This is a genomic window from Bacillus sp. TH22, from assembly GCF_016651015.1.
Classification (GTDB): Bacteria; Bacillota; Bacilli; order Bacillales; family Bacillaceae_G; genus Bacillus_A; species Bacillus_A mycoides.
The window spans coordinates 2,112,084-2,130,154 of the sequence record NZ_JAEKER010000001.1 but is presented as its reverse complement, the minus strand read 5'-3'; the positions used below and the strand labels follow the sequence as shown (position 1 = coordinate 2,130,154).

Annotated in this window: 13 protein-coding genes and 1 pseudogene; 11 read left to right on the top strand and 3 right to left on the bottom strand. The window is 34.0% G+C overall.

Going from position 1 to position 18,071, the window contains the following annotated elements; translation table 11 throughout:
* Positions 1 to 111: 111 nt before the first annotated feature.
* On the bottom strand, positions 112 to 1,434 hold the full coding sequence (locus tag JFU18_RS10815) for an MFS transporter (protein WP_201034777.1): 1,323 nt from the start codon (positions 1,432 to 1,434) through the stop codon (positions 112 to 114).
* Between the two features lie 224 nt (positions 1,435 to 1,658).
* Here JFU18_RS10815 and JFU18_RS10810 point away from each other — a divergent pair, with 224 nt between their 5' ends.
* From JFU18_RS10810 to JFU18_RS10800, 3 genes are read left to right on the top strand one after another with little or no spacing between them, the layout of a single operon-like run.
* Positions 1,659 to 3,248 carry an ATP-binding protein gene (locus JFU18_RS10810; RefSeq protein ID WP_201034778.1) on the top strand — a complete coding sequence of 530 codons (1,590 nt, stop codon included), beginning with the start codon at positions 1,659 to 1,661 and terminating at the stop codon, positions 3,246 to 3,248.
* A 19-nt stretch (positions 3,249 to 3,267) separates the two neighbouring features.
* A complete protein-coding gene (locus tag JFU18_RS10805) occupies positions 3,268 to 3,945 on the top strand; it encodes a response regulator (RefSeq protein WP_201034779.1) in 678 nt (225 codons plus the stop codon).
* A complete protein-coding gene (locus JFU18_RS10800) occupies positions 3,942 to 4,919 on the top strand; it encodes a tripartite tricarboxylate transporter substrate binding protein (protein WP_201034780.1) in 978 nt (325 codons plus the stop codon). The genes JFU18_RS10805 and JFU18_RS10800 overlap by 4 nt, the downstream gene beginning before the upstream one ends.
* Before the next feature lie 192 nt (positions 4,920 to 5,111).
* Here JFU18_RS10800 and JFU18_RS30645 read toward each other — a convergent pair.
* Positions 5,112 to 5,195 (bottom strand): annotated as a pseudogene (locus JFU18_RS30645) (IS6 family transposase); the annotation flags it as partial.
* Between the two features lie 193 nt (positions 5,196 to 5,388).
* Here JFU18_RS30645 and JFU18_RS10795 point away from each other — a divergent pair.
* The 4 genes from JFU18_RS10795 (at position 5,389) to JFU18_RS10780 (ending at position 11,232) form a co-directional block, all read left to right on the top strand.
* Positions 5,389 to 6,501 carry a phospholipase D-like domain-containing protein gene (locus JFU18_RS10795; protein ID WP_098628834.1) on the top strand — a complete coding sequence of 371 codons (1,113 nt, stop codon included), beginning with the start codon at positions 5,389 to 5,391 and terminating at the stop codon, positions 6,499 to 6,501.
* Between the two features lie 1,211 nt (positions 6,502 to 7,712).
* Positions 7,713 to 8,432, top strand: a complete 720-nt coding sequence (locus tag JFU18_RS10790; RefSeq protein ID WP_098628837.1) for a hypothetical protein — start codon at positions 7,713 to 7,715, stop codon at positions 8,430 to 8,432.
* 253 nt (positions 8,433 to 8,685) lie between these two features.
* Positions 8,686 to 9,459 (top strand): TIR domain-containing protein, encoded by a 774-nt coding sequence (locus JFU18_RS10785; RefSeq protein WP_242486489.1) that lies wholly within the window; start codon positions 8,686 to 8,688, stop codon positions 9,457 to 9,459.
* A gap of 36 nt (positions 9,460 to 9,495) precedes the next feature.
* Positions 9,496 to 11,232: a GmrSD restriction endonuclease domain-containing protein gene (locus JFU18_RS10780; protein ID WP_201034781.1), complete on the top strand. Its 1,737-nt coding sequence runs from the start codon at positions 9,496 to 9,498 to the stop codon at positions 11,230 to 11,232.
* Positions 11,233 to 11,764: 532 nt separating this feature from the next.
* Here the strand turns inward: JFU18_RS10780 and JFU18_RS10775 are convergent.
* Entirely contained in the window at positions 11,765 to 12,670 is a 906-nt protein-coding gene (locus JFU18_RS10775; protein ID WP_201034782.1) for a hypothetical protein, read from the bottom strand.
* Positions 12,671 to 13,114: 444 nt separating this feature from the next.
* Here JFU18_RS10775 and JFU18_RS10770 point away from each other — a divergent pair, with 444 nt between their 5' ends.
* The 4 genes from JFU18_RS10770 (at position 13,115) to JFU18_RS10755 (ending at position 17,978) form a co-directional block, all read left to right on the top strand.
* On the top strand, positions 13,115 to 14,101 hold the full coding sequence (locus JFU18_RS10770; protein ID WP_201034974.1) for an ABC transporter ATP-binding protein: 987 nt from the start codon (positions 13,115 to 13,117) through the stop codon (positions 14,099 to 14,101).
* Positions 14,102 to 14,353: 252 nt separating this feature from the next.
* Positions 14,354 to 14,863, top strand: a complete 510-nt coding sequence (locus tag JFU18_RS10765; protein WP_201034783.1) for an RNA polymerase sigma factor — start codon at positions 14,354 to 14,356, stop codon at positions 14,861 to 14,863.
* 36 nt (positions 14,864 to 14,899) lie between these two features.
* Positions 14,900 to 17,026 carry a Z1 domain-containing protein gene (locus JFU18_RS10760; RefSeq protein WP_176546292.1) on the top strand — a complete coding sequence of 709 codons (2,127 nt, stop codon included), beginning with the start codon at positions 14,900 to 14,902 and terminating at the stop codon, positions 17,024 to 17,026.
* 10 nt (positions 17,027 to 17,036) lie between these two features.
* Positions 17,037 to 17,978, top strand: coding sequence for a PD-(D/E)XK motif protein (locus JFU18_RS10755; protein WP_201034784.1), 942 nt, complete (start codon positions 17,037 to 17,039; stop codon positions 17,976 to 17,978).
* Positions 17,979 to 18,071: the final 93 nt, after the last annotated feature.

The following is an 18,071-nucleotide window of genomic DNA, read 5'->3' as shown; positions in this document are numbered from 1 at the left end:
CTACGTGTTTTTTCTTCATACAAAAACCTCTACATATAAGTAGAGGTTTTTAAATTGCGTATTAGTGAATTATGCTTTTTCAGATAAACGAAGATCATAGAATACATAATTTTAACTAGATTTATTATTAGCTAGTTTATCTCCACCACCAAGCTCCGCCTCAATCTGCGAAGTTTTCGATGACTCATCCATACGCCAATACGTAATAAAGCTTATCGCGATACATCCAGCTACGTAGAAGTAGAATAGTGATTCCATTCCGATACTTTTTAGCCATAATGCGATGAACTCAGCTGTTCCGCCAAATATCGCAACGGTTAGTGCATACGGTAAACCTACGCCTAGTGCGCGAATTTCAGTTGGGAAGAGTTCTGCTTTTACAATTGCGTTAATGGAAGTGTAACCAGTAACGATAATGAGGCCGACCATCATGAGTAAGAATGCTACCATTGGTTCTGTCGTTTTTTCCATAAAGAAGAAGATCGGCGCTGTTAGTAAAGTTCCGAGAATACCGAAAGCCATTAATAGTGGGCGGCGTCCAATTTTATCGGATAATAGCCCCGCAATTGGTTGAAGTACAACGAATATAAGTAGTGCGGCAAAGTTAATCCAGCTTACAACTTCTTTCGGAAGACCGACTGTGTTTACCATGAACTTTTGTAAATATGTTGTGTACGTATAGAATGCAACAGTGCCTCCTAGTGTTAGGCCGACTACTGTTAATACTGCTTTCGGGTGTTTCATAAGAGCGCGAACGGTTCCTGCGCTTTCGCGGTTTTTCGATTCCATATTTGAGAATTGCTCTGATTCATCCATTGTACGTCGAAGCCATAATACAGCTACTGCTCCCATCGCACCAATAATGAATGGAATACGCCATCCCCAAGCTTTCATATCTGGTTCGCTTAGTAATTGCTGAAGAACAATTTGAACACCTAACGCAACCATCTGTCCAGCAACGAGCGTTACATATTGAAAACTTGAATAAAAACCACGGCGTCCACTACTAGCCATTTCAGATAAATATGTTGCGGAAGTTCCATACTCTCCGCCGAGTGATAATCCTTGCAGTAAACGGGCAAGAACTAAAATAATTGGTGCCATAATACCGATGCTTTCGTAACTAGGTGTACAGGCGATAATTAAAGAACCACCGGCCATAACCGTAATAGAAAGTGTTAATGCTGCCCGGCGTCCGTGCCGATCTGCATAGCGTCCCATTAATAAACTTCCGATAGGGCGCATTAAAAATCCGACTGCGAAAATAGCGGCTGTGTTCAATAACTGACTCGTTGGATCTCCTTTAGGAAAGAACTCTGCTGAAAAATAAACAGCGAAAGCAGAGTAAACATACCAGTCGTACCATTCAATTAGATTACCGACAGAACCTTTGAAGATATTGCCGGCGACTCGGTTAGATTTTGCTTGAGCCATAATAATTCCTCCTCTTGCTTATAAATAAAAGGTATATATGAAAGCGTGTTCAATGTAGTTGAATTGTACTGTTCTTTGATTGAAATCTCAATATTACGACAATTTTATTCTTTTTGTACTTTATGTACATGGAGAGTTTTAATAGTTGCTTCATTATTAGTTTTGTCATAATAATAGAAAAAGGAGATTGATAGTTTTGAATATTTTATCAAAGGATATGGAGTATGAAGAAATCACGTAAAGTGTCATTACAAACGAAAATAGTAAGCTTAATAATTACGTTAATTTTATTTGTTGTTCTTCTATTAGCGGGAATATTTGTTTACATTCAGTCCGTTGATACGAAGCGCCAAGTAGAGCAGCTAGCACTGCAAACGGCTAAATCTTTGTCTTTTATGCCAGCTATAAAAGATGCTTTTCAATACAACGAGCATAAAAGTACTATTCAATCCATTGCGGAACAAGTTCGCGAGCAAGCTGGTGCAGATTATGTAATTATAGAAGATCGCTATGGGGTTATGTATTCCCATTCTAATTCTGAGTTGATTGGTACAAAAAGTAACAATCCATATAACTATGAAGCACTCACTTTTGGTGGCTATTATACACTCGAAGGAAATGGTGAAAGTGGTCCGGCTTTAATGGCGAAGGCACCCATTATTGTTCATAACGGAGACTACGATCAAGTAGTAGGCGTTGTGACAGTAGAGTTTTTAATAAAGGGTATTGAATCTAACATACTGAGCAGAACGAAAGAAATTATACTCTTTTCTTTAGCGGTGTTACTAGTTGGAATTGTTGGCGGCATTCTTTTAGCACGTAGTATCAGGAAAGATACACTCGGTCTAGAACCGAATGAAATCGCAGCGTTATACCGGGAACGAAGCGCAATACTACTATCTATAAAAGAAGGAATTATCGCCATTGATCAAAACGGTTTTATTACGATGATGAATACTTCAGCAGAAGAGATGCTGCATGTAAATGATGACTATATGCAGCAGCACATTTCAAAAATTTTACCGAATTTTAATATGGAAAGAGTGCTAGAAAACGATCAAGAAATCGCGTTTCAAGATAAAGTGTTTATTTTAAACATGACACCGATACTCGAAAATAATAGTACGGTAGGCGTTGTATGTAGTTTTAGAGATAAAACAGAACTGCAAAATCTTGTGAACACAATATCTGAGGTAAGAAAATATTCAGAGGACTTACGTGCTCAAACGCATGAATTTACAAATAAGCTTTTCGTCTTATCAGGATTACTTCAGTTAGGACATTACAAAGAAGCGATTGAATTTATCCAGCAAGAATCTAATATTCATCAAAGCCAAAACCATATTTTATTCCATCAAATTCACGATGCGAAAGTACAAGCTATTTTATTAGGGAAAATCGGAACAGCATCTGAGAAGAAAATTGATTTTCATATTGAAGGAGATAGTGCGCTTCAACTGTTACCAGACCATATAAAAGTTTCGCACCTTATTACGATCCTTGGAAACATAATCGACAATGCGTTTGATGCGGTGAGTGAACGAGAGGACAAGAATGTTTCCTTCTTTGTTACGGATATTGGACATGACATTGTGTTTGAAGTGATAGATAGTGGAGCAGGGATACCAGCTGAAAAAATCACGACAATTTTTCAAAAAGGATTTTCAACGAAAGGAAACAATCGTGGTTACGGGCTAGCAAACGTGAAAGAAATGGTAGATTTACTAGAAGGAACAATCGAAATTCAAAACGAGAAAAATGGGGGAGCTATTTTTACAATTTACCTTCCAAAAACATTGAGAGAAAGTACATGACAAACAGGGGGATGGGCATATGTTGAAGGTTGCAATTGCAGAAGATGATTTCCGCGTAGCGCAAATTCAAGAGGAGTTTTTATCAAAAATAAAGGACGTAAAAGTGATCGGAAAAGCATTGAACGCAAAAGAAACGATGGAACTACTACAAAAGGAAGAAATCGATTTACTTCTATTAGATAATTATTTACCAGATGGAATTGGTACAGACTTATTGCCGAAAATCCATGCTGACTTTCCAAACGTTGACGTCATTATGGTTACAGCGGCGAATGAAAACTATATGTTAGAAAAAGCAATTCGAAATGGCGTAAGCAACTACCTTATAAAACCAGTCACGTTAGAAAAATTTGTTCGAACCATTGAAGACTATAAAAGAAAAAAGCAATTATTACATAGTAACAATGAAGTGAATCAAACACTCATCGATAACTTCTTCGGTATTTCGCAAACGCAAGACATGAAAAACTTACCGACAGGTGTGGACCCGTTAACACTGCAAAAGGTGAAAGGCATTATAAAAGGATTCGAAGAGGGAATTACAATAGAAGAAATGGGAGAACAAATGGGGGCTTCCAGAACAACCGCAAGAAGGTACTTAGAATACTTAGTAGCGACAAACGAATGTACAGTAGAGTACACATACGGCATTATCGGACGACCAGAACGAAAATATCGAATAGGACGAGGATTATGAAAAAACGATTATTACTATGTATATGGATCATGACAGGAGTACTAGCTGGTTGTTCCGTAGAAAAAACGCACACGAATAAAGTGGACATAGAAGAAGTAGAAATCGTTGCGCCAAACGTTCAAGGAGCGGGATGGGACTTAACGGCACGAGCGATGCAAAAAACGCTGGCAGAAGAAAAAATCTTCACAAAACCAATCACTGTCACAAACAAAGTAGGTGGCAGCGGTGATGTCGGATGGAAATATACGAAACAAAAAGGCGGTCACGTACTCGCGATTAACTCAAGCTTACTCATAACGAACAACCTACTAGGCCACAGTAAACTAACATATAAAGACTTCACCCCGCTCGCGCTACTTGCATCGGACTGGGAAGTCGTTGTCGTATCAAAAGAATCAAACATAGAAAACGCAAAACAACTAATGGAACAACTAAAACAAGACAAGAAAAATTTCAAAATCGGTGTTGCCCCAGGCCTAGGAAATGACGATCACCTATCCTTCGTACAAGTAAGTAAAGCATTTGGCATAAACCCTGCCGAACTACAATTCTTCGTCTACGAAAACAAAGAAAAAATCATAAACGCCCTAACGAACAAACAAATAGGCGCCGCAACAATGACCCTATCCGAAGCCGAAAAACAATACAAATCCGGCAAAATAAAAATACTAGCCGTATCCGCACCAAAACGGCTAGACCGACTACCAGAAATCCCAACGTGGAAAGAACAAGGAATCGACGTTGTCTTCCAGCACTGGAAAGGGATTATGGGCCCGAAAGATATGACAGAGGAAGAGGTTGCTTATTGGGATAGTATTATTAAAAAGATGGTGGAGAGTGATAGTTGGAAGGGGATTTTGAGGGAGCGGGGTTGGAATTCTTATTATAAGGATAGTGGGGAGACTAGGGGGTTTTTGGAGGAGAGTTATGAGTGGTATGGAGAGATGGTTGGTGGAGATAGAGGAGATAAGTAATTTTGGTGTTTTGTATTTATAAAATATCGATAGCATTCTTAGTATATTTATTTAGAATTTTAAATAGAGATTAAGCTTTTTTAGTAGGGTTTAATGGGAAGATTACTAAAGAAGAGGATTTCGTTTTCTATGGACGGTTCTGTTGCAAAGTTTCCGAAGACATAAAGAGATAGGGAATATTGTGGATCAGTTTTATGAAACTATTAATAATTCATATAATGCGTTATATGTCGAAAAAATGAAGTTTGATTGAGGACTTCGTTTTTGTTTGTAATTACCCTGAAGTTTTTGCAACAGAACCAACCTTGTTATTCCTTGTCATGTCTGTATACACAAGGTGTTATTATTGATTAATTATACAGACATAACAACACATTTATACTGTTTCTTAATGTATGTAAGCAAATGATTGATCAAATATAGTCAAAACTGATAAAATTTATGTAAATTACATACAAGGAGGGCTTGCATGATTACAATAGCCAATACAAACGGTGAACTCGTATTAAGCAAAGATGAGAATGGTTATGCAGAAGTACTTGAGGACTTTCAGGATGCTTCTTCCATTACAATCGTCACGTATAATATCTCCTCTTATAAAGATGATTTATTAAGCAATTTACATCAATTAAGCTCTGATAAAGAAGTTATGGTTATTACCAAAGTCCCAAGCCGTTGGGAGTATTACCGCAATGATTATAAGAAAGAAGAAGCTCTTAAACAAATGGAACAATATTGTTCCAGACTGGATCCGGGTAATTTTTCTTGCCACCTCAGTACTTTTTTTAACCAGAAGAATCATGCCAAAATTATTATGACCGAAAACATTGCATATATCGGTTCTCAAAATTTCTCTGATGAAAGTAGAAACAACTTTGAAAGTGGCATCATTATCCGAGACTCAGATGTCATTATGCAAATTCGTGAACAGATGGTAAAAGAAATACTTGATGCTTCAATTCCATTCAGTTCATCATATTATTATCTCCATCAAGAGGAACTTCTTTATTGGCTAGAGGAATGTAAACGAATTGTACAAGAATTTGATGGTGATTTATTCACTGATGCAGAAGTTGGATACGGTTTATATGTTGAAATACTTAGTGATAGTGCAGCTCTTAAAGAAGAAGATTGGGAGAATATAATTCAATATCATGAAGAGATTTTTTCCATCGTAGAATACATTGAATCAAACAATAGCAGAACACTCGATTTGTCAGCGGTATTAACTCTTCAAGAACTAAAATTAAAGTTAGCAGTTATTAAAACAGAACTTGCTGCTCTTGCTAATTTTAATCCAAATGTAATTCAAACTGCAGAGGAAGATTATCGTTATTATGGTGCGGAGCCAGAAGAAGTAGAAGAGGCTTTACAAGCAGCAATGAATAAAATAGCTGAACAGAAGTCTGAAATTATGGATAGAATGCGTAACAAAACAGATGAGATTAAGGGCGCTCTACAACACATACCATCTTTGTTAGAGCAGCTCATTGACTCACTTAAAAATCACAAATTCTATACAAACTGTGATGAAATTAATAATACTGGCTTATCAAGTGAGATTATTCAAGATAGAGACTAAGTCATATCATTACATAAAATATAAATCTTCATGAATCTTACAAGTAACTTCCGTGTTCTTCATCTGAACACGGAAGTTACAAGTTATTTTAAACATTACTTGTCACCCTTCATGAAGTTTGAGACAGATTCACAACCCTTTGAGACAAAAGCTGCTACGAACCCTTTTATTTTAATGAAAAATATTCATGAAATTTGAGACGGAATTTTTATGAAGAAAATTAAGGAATAATAAGGATGTATAACTAACAAATTAATATGCAACTTCTCGACATAGATTCAGTGTTATCGATGGAGAAAGTTTGTACAAAAAAGTTTATCGAAAAGTATTAATTTTGATAAACTTTTTTAGTTATTAAAACAGTACCTTGATTACTGGAAAGTAAAAAATACAAGATATTTTGTCAAGATTGCTTTTAAGAATTAATAATATTGCCCTAATAGTGTTTATATAATCCACCTAAATCAATAATAGTGTAAGTTTTTTATTGGGATTAAAAATAACCTCCACTCTATCTTCAAAATAAACTCCTTTCTCTTGGAATAATGAATATATTGATTCTAAAGTTATTGTTGTATGAGGATTTTTATAATTAGTTGGAGATGTGGTTTCAATGTGCGTGCCTTCTATGTAATCCATTATGATAAACTCATACCCTGATTGAGTCTCGTATTCATAAAAATTCGGTATATATTGTATCAATTTTTTATGTTTTTGAATCTCTTGATACATTTTTTTCTGAATTTAAATATGGATTCATTCTTTTTAAGGCAGTATTTACTGACTTAATTTCGTTTTCAAGAAATGTTTTGTGACCTCGTAGGACTTCCATATAAACTACTTTGTTAATAAATAATTTTACATCTTCATGTCTAGCTAATCTGTTAAGCGTTTTATTAAGCACTTTTTCTAAGTAAGGGTCTTTGAATAGTATGTTTGAATCCAAAAAAATGTTCACTAGTTCACCTCTGGTTGTTCGTTGTATAAAAGACAGATTGACTGCTCTATATTACGCTTTGTATAAAAATATCTATGTATATTATAAAAATGACAATATATTAGAAATTTTCTCGTGTGGTATTTCTAATATACATAAGTTGATTTGTAATTTACGTTTCTTTTGACATTAAAATATATTTGTATATTTTTATATATGGTAAACTATTAGGTGTATAATAAGTTAAAATAATACAGCATAAGGAATGGTTTAGATGTTTATGTATCAACTTTTAATGGAATACAAAAAACGGTTTGGATTCAAAAATATGTTTCTCCAAAATATAAAGATGAACAAGTGGATTATTCTATACTTATTAGTTGCTATTGGTCTTCCGATTGTCTATCTTTATCTAGTTTATTTAAATTTCAGTTTTTGGATGTTAACTATATGTGTTGTTATGTACATTCTGCTACTGTATATATGGGGAGAACAATACAAAAAGAGAACGTTTAAGTTAGACCTTTCAGAATCTCTTGGATATAATGTTCGTCCATTTAGAAAAATGTTACAAGAGGAATTTTCGATTACAACTGATGAGCAATTGCTAAGATTAGATGAAATTATAAAAAGAAAGATAGCGGCTGAAGAATACAATCGAAAGGTTCCTCTGGTAGAGGTTGTACGACAATTATCTGTTGCAATTCCAATTACAGGTTTACTGTCTTATGCTTTTTTTGAAATAAGGAATGGAAAGGGAGAACATGCATCTGCATTGATAGCGGTTTATATAGTATGTATTGGTATTGTGTGGACGGTAGGCGGATTCTTGAAGCAATTGAGAGAATTTGGTTCTAGTTCCTATTTACATGATATTTCCTTTCTTATTCAACTCGTTTTACTGGAGAGTTCTATACAAGAAAATCTTGAGAAGGAAAAGACAGAAGAGATTTATAATGCAGAATCATTACCGTCTCGAAAACATAAGAAATAGTGAATTTTTCACGATGAAAAGCTCCGAATTTGGGGCTTTTTTATTACATTTTCGAATTTGGGGATTCCTGTATATTTATTTTACGGTTCTAGCTAAAGCTTCTTTTTTCGAATGGAGTAGGATTAGAAGTAAGGTTCTAATTATTTGTAGTATTATACTTTTTGTTAATATATATGATGTTTTGAAAATTAAGAAATAATAGATAGGAATTTATTGTATAATTATCATAAACAATGAGACAGAGGTGGTATTCTTGACGAGACATATCAATGCTACAGTCTTTCAAATGAAAAAAATAATGAAGGACATAAGGAATTATAATAAAGAATGGCGATATATCGACGCTTTCCAGCGATTCGTAAGTGTATTAAATGATTGTGCAATAAAGTTAGAGTTGCCAGAATTCCAATTTGAATCTTTCCACTTCTCGAATACTGGAAAGACTATTAATGATATCGGTTATGATTCTTTAATTAATCATATTAATCTTTTAGAAGAAATGATACCAAATTTAACTAGCTATAAAACTGAAAAAGAAAATAAAAATGATTCCCAAAAGACTCCGTCGGAATCGATAAAAAACCGAGTCTTTATTGTACATGGAAGGGATAGAACAGCCTTATTAGAAACGGAAGGGATTTTAAATAGAGCTGGACTTGAACCTATTGTTTTAAACAGAATGGCAAACGGTGGATTGACTCTAATCGAAAAATTTGAAAAGTATTCGGATGTAAAATACGCTATTATTTTGTTAACTCCAGATGATATCGGAGCGTTGTATGAGAATGTTCCTTTGGAGTCTTTAAATTTAAAATTTCGTGCAAGACAAAATGTGGTTTTTGAACTAGGTTTCTTTAGTGGAAAACTTGGTCGTTTAAACGTTTGTTGTTTACATAAATCTACTGTAGAACTTCCTACTGATATTCATGGATTAGCTTACTTACCTTATAATGAGTCAGTTGAAGAAGTTGAATTTTCCCTTTTGAAAGAGCTTAAAGAGGCAGAAATTGAAGTGCAAACTTTTTAGTTGAAAATATACAGACTATCGGAAGCGGGGAATAACATGGCTTTTCAAACACCTATCACAATTAAAGAAGTAATTGAAAATATTCACAGAAAGAAATACCTTTTACCAGCGATTCAGCGGGAATTTGTTTGGGGAACAGACCAAATTGAAAGATTATTTGATTCGTTAATGCAAGGCTATCCTGTAGGTTCATTCTTATTTTGGGATGTAAAGAAGGAGAAGAGTAAAGAATTTCAGTTTTATGAATTTATTAGAAGTTATCATGAGAAAAACAATCGTCACAATCCTTTAGCTAGTATTAATGGAGAAGAAGATATTATCGCAATCTTAGATGGACAACAAAGATTAACATCTATGTATATTGCGTTAAAAGGTACATATTCTTATAAGTTGCCAAGAATGAGAAGAGAAAATCCACTGGCTTACCCTGAAAAACATTTATATATAGATTTATTAGGACCATCACAGGATTTTGATACTGTTTATGATTTTAGATTTTTAACTAGTGAAGAAGCAAATGCTACATACGAAGATGCGTATTGGTTTAAAGTTTCGGATATCCTAAATATTAATGAACAATTTGAAGTGAACCAGTATTTAATTGAAAATGGATTAAGTTCCATCGAAAAGGAAAAAGCGTTGTTTGCAAATCAAACGTTATTTAAGTTGTATAAAGCGATTAATGAAACGCCAAGTATTAACTATTATTTAGAAAAAGAGCAGAAGCTTGATAAAGTGTTAAATATCTTTATTCGAGTAAATAGTGGAGGGACAACTTTAAGTTATTCAGATTTATTGTTATCAATTGCCACAGCTCAATGGAAAAATAAGGATGCTAGACAGGAGATTACAAAGTTTGTTGATGAAATAAATCAAATTGGAAATGGTTTTAACTTTGATAAGGACTTTGTTCTTAAAGCATGCTTAGTTCTCTGTGATTTTAAGGATATTGCATTCAAGGTGGATAATTTTAATGCGGAAACAATGCAAAAAATTGAACAGAACTGGGATAATATTAAAGACGCTATTAGATTGGCTGTTACTTTGGTTTCGAGTTTTGGATATAGCCATGATACTTTAACTTCAAATAATGCAATAATTCCTATTGCTTATTATTTATTGAAGAAGGGTATCCCTCATAGCTATATTCAGTCAAAACATTATCAAGATGACCGAGAACTTGTTAGTAAGTGGTTAATTTTAGGGTTGTTAAAACGAGTATTCAGTGGACAACCTGATAATGTCTTAAGACCCCTAAGAAGAATTATTGCTGCAAATTACATTGAGTTTCCACTACAAATAATTATTGATGAATTTAAAGGTGGCGCAAAGTCCTTTTCATTTAATGAGGATGAGATTGAGCACTTGTTAACCTATGAATACGGTCAAAAGCATACATTCTCAATTTTAGCCTTGTTGTATCCAAATTTAGATTTTAGAAATAAGTTTCATTTAGACCATATTTTCGCAAAGAGTTTATTTGTTAAAAGAAACTTAACTAAAAAGGGAATCCCGCAAAGTAAGATGGAAGTATATTTAGATTTTTGTAATTCAATTATGAACCTACAGTTATTAGAGGACATTCCTAATATAGAGAAATCTAATATGGAATTTGAAGAATGGCTTAACGAAATATATAAGGACACTGTATCGAAGAGAGAGTATATGAATAAACATTACATTCCAGATGTTAGTTTAGATTTTACAGACTTTGAAGAGTTTGTAGAAAAGAGAAAAGAATTACTACAAGAAAAAATAAAGTCAATGATTTAGAGTCGTTGTATATCAATTCATTAATGTTAGTTGGATATAGAGTCAATTCAATTGGACCCATTTGAAAAGAAGCTCTTAAAGGGATTTGTAAGTAACTAAATTTGATTTAGATTTTAGGAAGACCAAGTGTATGGATTTTTGCATTTGGTCTTTTATATTGCAGTGTTAGTAAAATAGTTTTTATTTTATATGTTTTTTATGAAAACGGTGATAAATATGACTACCAACTTTTCATTTTTCCGTGGGAAATGGGATGTACTTGCTAACTTGGGAGAGACAGCGGAGAGAATAGTATTAAAGCACTTAAACAATCTATTCTCTCCAAATCCTTTCGAGGTGAACTTGGAACTAATGACTTAAGTGAAGAAAACGCTATTGAATTGTTAAAAGAAGTTCTGCAAGAACAGGCTGTCAAAACATCATAAGGGCTGTTTTGTTTTTTAGTCTATAAAGATAGGGCCGTTCTGTAAGTAATTGAAGAACGGCTAATCGTATTATTAAGGATTCACTAATAGTTCAGCGCTTTAAGCAACTAAACAAGGTCTGTTTCTTCTGTTACAACTTCAACTTGAGTTGTATAGTGTTCAGGGAAAGTTTCCCAAAAATCGGTGATAGCAGTGACGTATTTCTCGAAAGATGTTTTGTCTTGTCGTAGAACGATTTCTGTATTTGTTGTTAATTCACGTTCTATTAATAAGATTTTTTCATTTTGCTGATATTCTTCTAATTCTTTTGAATCCAGCGAATTAATATATGCTCGTTCTTCCTCTTTGCTTTTAGGTTCATCGTAGTAAAAAAAGCGAGTAGATTCATTTGCAAAGATATCTTTATTCTTACGATACAAGCTTTTAGCTGAATTCCCATCCCCGTGCTTATAGGTATTAGATATTTTGTTTAATTCATCTATTGTTGACCATGAAGGAGTTTCTCCAAATGGATAATTCAATTTTTTAAATAAAATTTTAATAGCTCCAAATGTTGTAGCAAAATTCGGCATATCCTCTTGTGTACGGACATTACTTAAACGATGATTTAATTCTTTGTATAAGAGTTTACGTATTTGTTGTTCGAATACTTGGTAAAGGTTTACGAGTGATGAAAAATGGAATTGATACTTCATTAATAAATCTTGTTCTAAACGGAAATTTGCTTCGCTACCAATTTCAGCGTAGTCTATATCGATAGGATTGCTATATTGATTTACCTGTTCGTTATATACCTCTTCCTGATATTGTTCGAACCGTTCTGATAAGTTGCTGTAGAGTAATTCATTAGTAGCGTTATAGTTGCTCTGCATTTTTTTATATAAAGCAATATGTGATTTTTTTTCCCAATCATTAAACCATATGGAAATGGTCTGTATCTCCATTTTAGGAGTTTCTACCTGTTTGTGAATACAGTGTTGGCACTTTCGGCAATTACAAGTACAATCAGTCATAAATATTTATCCCTCATTCCAATTTATTTGTTGATATTACTTATAGTAATTATATCTTATAAGAAGCGATGATGATTAATTTTAAACATATTACATTACGCAAGTGAAATGACTTAATGAAGACATTCAATTCAATTTGGGTGTCTTTTCTTTTTCTTTTGTTCTAAAGTGAGAGCTTTTCCTTTGTAAAATATGGACTGCCAGTGTTGTCCCAGAAGTGTAGCCTCATACATTGTACATATAGGAATTGATTAATGTATGTTTTTATTTAGGGATAAAACCCCTTTTATAGTAAATGATGTTAATGGGAATGAAAGGGTGATTTTATTGAAAGAGCAAGAAGAGTCACATATTGAATCAATTCAATATGTGTACGACAAGGAATTTGAAGAGCAATGGAAAGCGTACTATTTCAGTTTGGTGAAGAAAGAGTTATATCAACTGATGGAGGATGTTGGACAGCATGAAGAAAACTTAATTGAAGTTCGGAACTTAAAAAAATATTTTCCTATTAAAAAGGGGCTATTCGGCAGAAAAACAGAGCAATTAAAAGTAGTCGATGACTTAAGCTTCACAATTAAAAAAGGTGAAACATTCGGATTAGTAGGCGAATCAGGCTGCGGAAAATCAACGACAGGAAGAAGCATCATTCGTTTACATGATGTCACTTCAGGTAACGTTTTATTCGACGGAAAAGACATCGCAAGTTTAAAGGAAAGTGAACTAAAAGAATATAGAAAACGAATGCAAATCATTTTCCAAGATCCATATGCATCATTAAACCCGGCAATGAACGTATTCCAAATTATTAGCGAACCAATGAACATTCACGGCTCTTACGAAAAAGAAGAACAAAAAGAAATCATTTTAGACCTGCTCAAAAAGGTAGGCTTAAAAGAAGAACACTTATATCGCTATCCGCACGAATTTAGTGGAGGCCAAAGACAGCGCATCAGCATCGCGCGCGCACTATCTGTAAAACCAGATTTCATCCTATGTGACGAACCAATCTCAGCACTAGATGTTTCAGTCCAAGCGCAAGTCGTAAACATGCTGCAAGACATTCAAGAAGAAACAGGCGTCACATACTTATTCATCGCACATGACCTATCCATGGTAAGACACATATCAGACCGAATCGGAGTCATGTACTTAGGAAACATAGTAGAAATTGCCGACAGCGAAGATCTATATACAAAACCGGCACATCCATACACACAAGCACTACTCTCATCCATGCCAGAACCAGATCCAACAAACATAGGCAAAGAACGGATCATCCTAGAGGGAGAAGTACCAAGCCCACTCAACTCACCATCCGGCTGCAAATTCAGAACGCGCTGCAAATTCGCCACTGAAAAATGCGCACAGGAAGTACCGAAGATGGTGGAGATTGCGAAGGGGCATCAGGTGGCTTGTCATTTGTTTTAGAGTGGGGGAAAGCATCGGGGGGAACCTGGTGCTTTTTTGTTTTGGGATGGGGAGTGGATGTAGGAGGGATTGGTTTGTTACATAAATTAGGAATGAAGGTGATGATGGTTTTTTTGTATAAAACTTTATGTTATGTGTAATTTATTTGGTTTAATGGTAAAAAATACATATTATTGAATAACTTTAATTCCCAACAAAAAGAAAGTTTTTATTTGTATATAAAGTAGTGAAGTTTGGAAGGAGGTTAATATGATGTTTAATGAAAAATATAGTGAATGGAATAGCCTAGCGGCCCTTTGTTATTCATACAATTTAGATGCATTTAAGGAGGCTAAAAAGATAATAAGAGATGAATATTTAGCGATGGATGTTATTCAAGAGTCTATTATTAAAGTATTGAATAACTGGTATAGATTTGATGATTCGAAAATTTTTTGGCCTTGGTATAAAACGATTATTAAAAATACAGCATTGAATATGCTTGAGAAAAAGAAAAGAGAGATTCCTCAGGACGATGCTGAAATCATACATTTTCCTTTGATTGATATGGATAAGGGGTATAATGCTTATTTGTTGAATATGGAATTTTGGGAAAATATACGTGGTGTACTTACTGATAAGCAATATTTATTGGTTTTACTTCGATACAAAAAGGATATGGATTATCAACAGGTAGCTGATTCTTTAAATATTAATGTTGGCACTGTCAAAAGCGGTTTGCACGATGCACATCAAAAGTTAAAGCGTGTTTTTGCTAAATAATAATAGAAGTAAATGTATGTAGGAGGATTAGAAGTTATGAATAAAGATGAGGGACTTCAAAATAAAAAAATTGAGGAAGAAAATAGCGTTACGGAGATGTTTAATCAAAGAGTAATGAAAGCCATTGAGGAACAGCGTGAAAAATTTGTTTCTGAGTTTGATACTTTGAAATTAAAGGCCATGGGTAGGGTAACAAAACCTGCAATTCCATTTAAAACAATAGTTACTGATGGAACTCATATTACACACTTCAAAATGATCCTACGAAAAAAAAATATTTCCTCGGATGATCTTATAAAAAAAGCAGCAGAAGTTGTGGAAAATGCTGTTGATTGGAGAGAATCAAACGGTGAGCGGAGAGGATTAATGTTTGGAAGAATTCAAAGTGGGAAAACAAACTCATTAATTGCCTCATTAGCAATGTCTGCTGATAATGGATATAAATGTTTCATTGTTTTGACATCGGATAATCTTTGGTTATATCAGCAAACAATAAGTAGGTTGAGGCAATCTCTTCCTGGAATTACAGTGGTAGGAAAGGAGGAGTGGGCAGATAATACTGATAGCATTAAGAATAAACTACAACTTAACGGTGTAGTCTTTGTTTCCACTAAGAATGTAACAAACCTAAAAAAGTTAACAAAAACTATAATTAACACAAAAGCTGATACACAACCAACTATAATTTTCGATGATGAAGCAGATCAAGCTAGTTTAAATACAAATATAGGAAAGGAAGAGGATGATCCAAGCAAAATTAATGCGTTAATTAGTGAATTAAGAAAAAATTTTCGTATAAAAACATATGTTCAGGTTACGGCCACACCGCAAGCACTCTTTTTGCAAGGTTTAGCTAGTTTGTATAGACCCGAATTCACAGTTTTATTGGAACCTGGAGAGGGATACATTGGTGGAGATATTTTTTTTGATGGGGAAGAAAGTAAATTACTATCGATTGTCTCTAATGATGAAATTGACATGCTTACTTCAGATAATCTAAATCTACCAGAGGGTTTAAAATACTCTATTTGTTGGTTTTATATTGGGGCAACGATTCAACTCCTTAGGTTTGAAGGGACGAGCTTTTCTTTTTTATGTCATGTTAGTTTGAAAAAAAAGCATCATGAAAATGTGAGGCAGATAATCCGAAATTTCACGGATCAAATAGCTAGAAGTTTATATATTGATGAAAGAACGCCTGAAACTGAGCGAACTATGCTATTATTTCGCAAAGCATACAATGAGATCTTGATAGAAGCTGTAGATGTGCCTTCATTTGCAGAAATTATAGATAAACTAAAATTCATTATTTCTAGTACAGATATTCAGGTGCTTAATACTGATAGTTCGAGTGGGGAACCAAGATACGATAATATATACAATATCTTAATAGGAGGTGCAAAGTTAGGAAGGGGGGTAACTATTGAACGATTGCTAGTTACCTATTACGGCAGACAAACTAAGAAACCTCAAATGGATACGGTTTTACAACATGCTCGAATGTATGGATATCGTTCGCGGGATTTAGCTGTAAGTCGTGTTTTTTTACCACAGCAATTAGCTGATAGATTTCGTCTAATTTATGAATCGGAAACTAACTTAAGAGAGGTTATTAATAAACATAAAGAAGAAGGATTAAGAAGCATATGGTTGTCGGGTTTTAGACCAACTAGATTAAATGTACTTGATCCTAATGAAATTGGGGCATTTGCTGCAGGAAGTGCGTACTTTCCTCACAAGCCATTATATAAAAAAAAGGAAGTAGCTAATAGTACACAAATACTTGATGCGTTACTTGAACCCTATTTTAACGATGGACATATTGAAGTATCAATCGATTTGTTTTCTGAATTATTAAAACATACAAAGACTGACCCTAATTCACCTGGTTTATGGAGAGAAGAAAGGATATGCTTGGCTTTGGAAAAGCTTAAAGAAAATTATAGCAGTGCTTATTTGTCTGTGAAAATAGATCGTAATCTTTCACAGGTAGATAATCTAAAAAATGTTTATACAAGTACGGATCTAAATACAATTCCTGATGATTTACCGACGTTACTTATGCTTCGACAAAATGGGGAAAAGTGGGACGGCCAAAAGTTTTGGATTCCTGTCTTTCGTTTCCCTGAGGGTAACTATGCTTTTATGTTTAATATATCATGAGGAGGAGAATATGAGAGCTTCGGATTATAAGGATATTTTTGATCTATTAAGCCCTTCCGCTGATAAAGCTGAATACACGATGAAACAAATCATAAACAATTTTTTTGTAGGAAAAAACTATTTAAACAATCTTTGTTTGTTGCTAAGGTACTCTCAAGGGTCGTTTCTTCAAGCTGGAAGGTCTACTAAAGGAATATTATTAGAATACTTTGCATCTGAAAAATTGTATTTAAATGGAAAGGGAACTAGATATGATTGGGCGGTGATAACATGCTTGGATCCTATGTTGAATAGTTTATTTCCTGTTCTTGCAGAAGGAATTAGAGATAGATGTGTCAATAATTTAATGTCTGATCCAAGAGATATATTAGAATATATTCTAGAGTGGCAGGAGTTGCTAGCTTTTGCTCCATCTCTAACAGAAAAGCAGTTGCAAGGTTTATGGGGGGAATTGAGTTTTATATTAGATACAAAGTCACCAGAAAAAGCCATATTAGTTTGGGAAGGGCCTAATAAAAAGAAGTTTGACTTCAGTAATAATAAGGTTGATATTGAGGTTAAAACGTCCTTAAATAGACATATTCACACATTTTCGGATGAACAGCTCCAGACCAATTTATGTTCATCCAGTAGATATGTATATTCTCTTTATCTTGAAGAGGATTTGTCGGGAGGCAAAAGCATAAGCGACTTAGTGAATGAAATTAGAAGTGTTTTATCCCGTGCGGAACTATTTGAAAGGAAATTGTTAGCGTATGGGTATCGAGAAACTTCCGAACAATATGAAAAAAAATTTTCAATTAAATCGACTAAGTTAGTTAAGGTATCTGATATCCCTAAAGTACATTTGAAAGATCTTGGAGTGTTTGATCTAAAATATCAATCCGATCTTACCTTTTGTATAGATCAAACTAATAAAAATGAGGCACTTCTTAAATTAATACAGTTTTAGTATGTATTTATTAATTTTGAGAATGTAGTATTTGAATAGGGGCCTTTGGGGAAACGGGCTCCTTTTTAACGTGCTGTTACTTTTGAAAGGAAC

What these genes read in the sequence shown, in the direction of transcription:
- JFU18_RS10815 (WP_201034777.1), bottom strand. Translation starts at nt 1,434, where the DNA reads ATGGCTCAAGCAAAATCTAACCGAGTCGCCGGCAATATCTTCAAAGGT.
- JFU18_RS10810 (WP_201034778.1), top strand. Translation starts at nt 1,659, where the DNA reads ATGAAGAAATCACGTAAAGTGTCATTACAAACGAAAATAGTAAGCTTA.
- JFU18_RS10805 (WP_201034779.1), top strand. Translation starts at nt 3,268, where the DNA reads ATGTTGAAGGTTGCAATTGCAGAAGATGATTTCCGCGTAGCGCAAATT.
- JFU18_RS10800 (WP_201034780.1), top strand. Translation starts at nt 3,942, where the DNA reads ATGAAAAAACGATTATTACTATGTATATGGATCATGACAGGAGTACTA.
- JFU18_RS10795 (WP_098628834.1), top strand. Translation starts at nt 5,389, where the DNA reads ATGATTACAATAGCCAATACAAACGGTGAACTCGTATTAAGCAAAGAT.
- JFU18_RS10790 (WP_098628837.1), top strand. Translation starts at nt 7,713, where the DNA reads ATGTTTATGTATCAACTTTTAATGGAATACAAAAAACGGTTTGGATTC.
- JFU18_RS10780 (WP_201034781.1), top strand. Translation starts at nt 9,496, where the DNA reads ATGGCTTTTCAAACACCTATCACAATTAAAGAAGTAATTGAAAATATT.
- JFU18_RS10775 (WP_201034782.1), bottom strand. Translation starts at nt 12,670, where the DNA reads ATGACTGATTGTACTTGTAATTGCCGAAAGTGCCAACACTGTATTCAC.
- JFU18_RS10770 (WP_201034974.1), top strand. Translation starts at nt 13,115, where the DNA reads ATGGAGGATGTTGGACAGCATGAAGAAAACTTAATTGAAGTTCGGAAC.
- JFU18_RS10765 (WP_201034783.1), top strand. Translation starts at nt 14,354, where the DNA reads ATGTTTAATGAAAAATATAGTGAATGGAATAGCCTAGCGGCCCTTTGT.
- JFU18_RS10760 (WP_176546292.1), top strand. Translation starts at nt 14,900, where the DNA reads ATGAATAAAGATGAGGGACTTCAAAATAAAAAAATTGAGGAAGAAAAT.
- JFU18_RS10755 (WP_201034784.1), top strand. Translation starts at nt 17,037, where the DNA reads ATGAGAGCTTCGGATTATAAGGATATTTTTGATCTATTAAGCCCTTCC.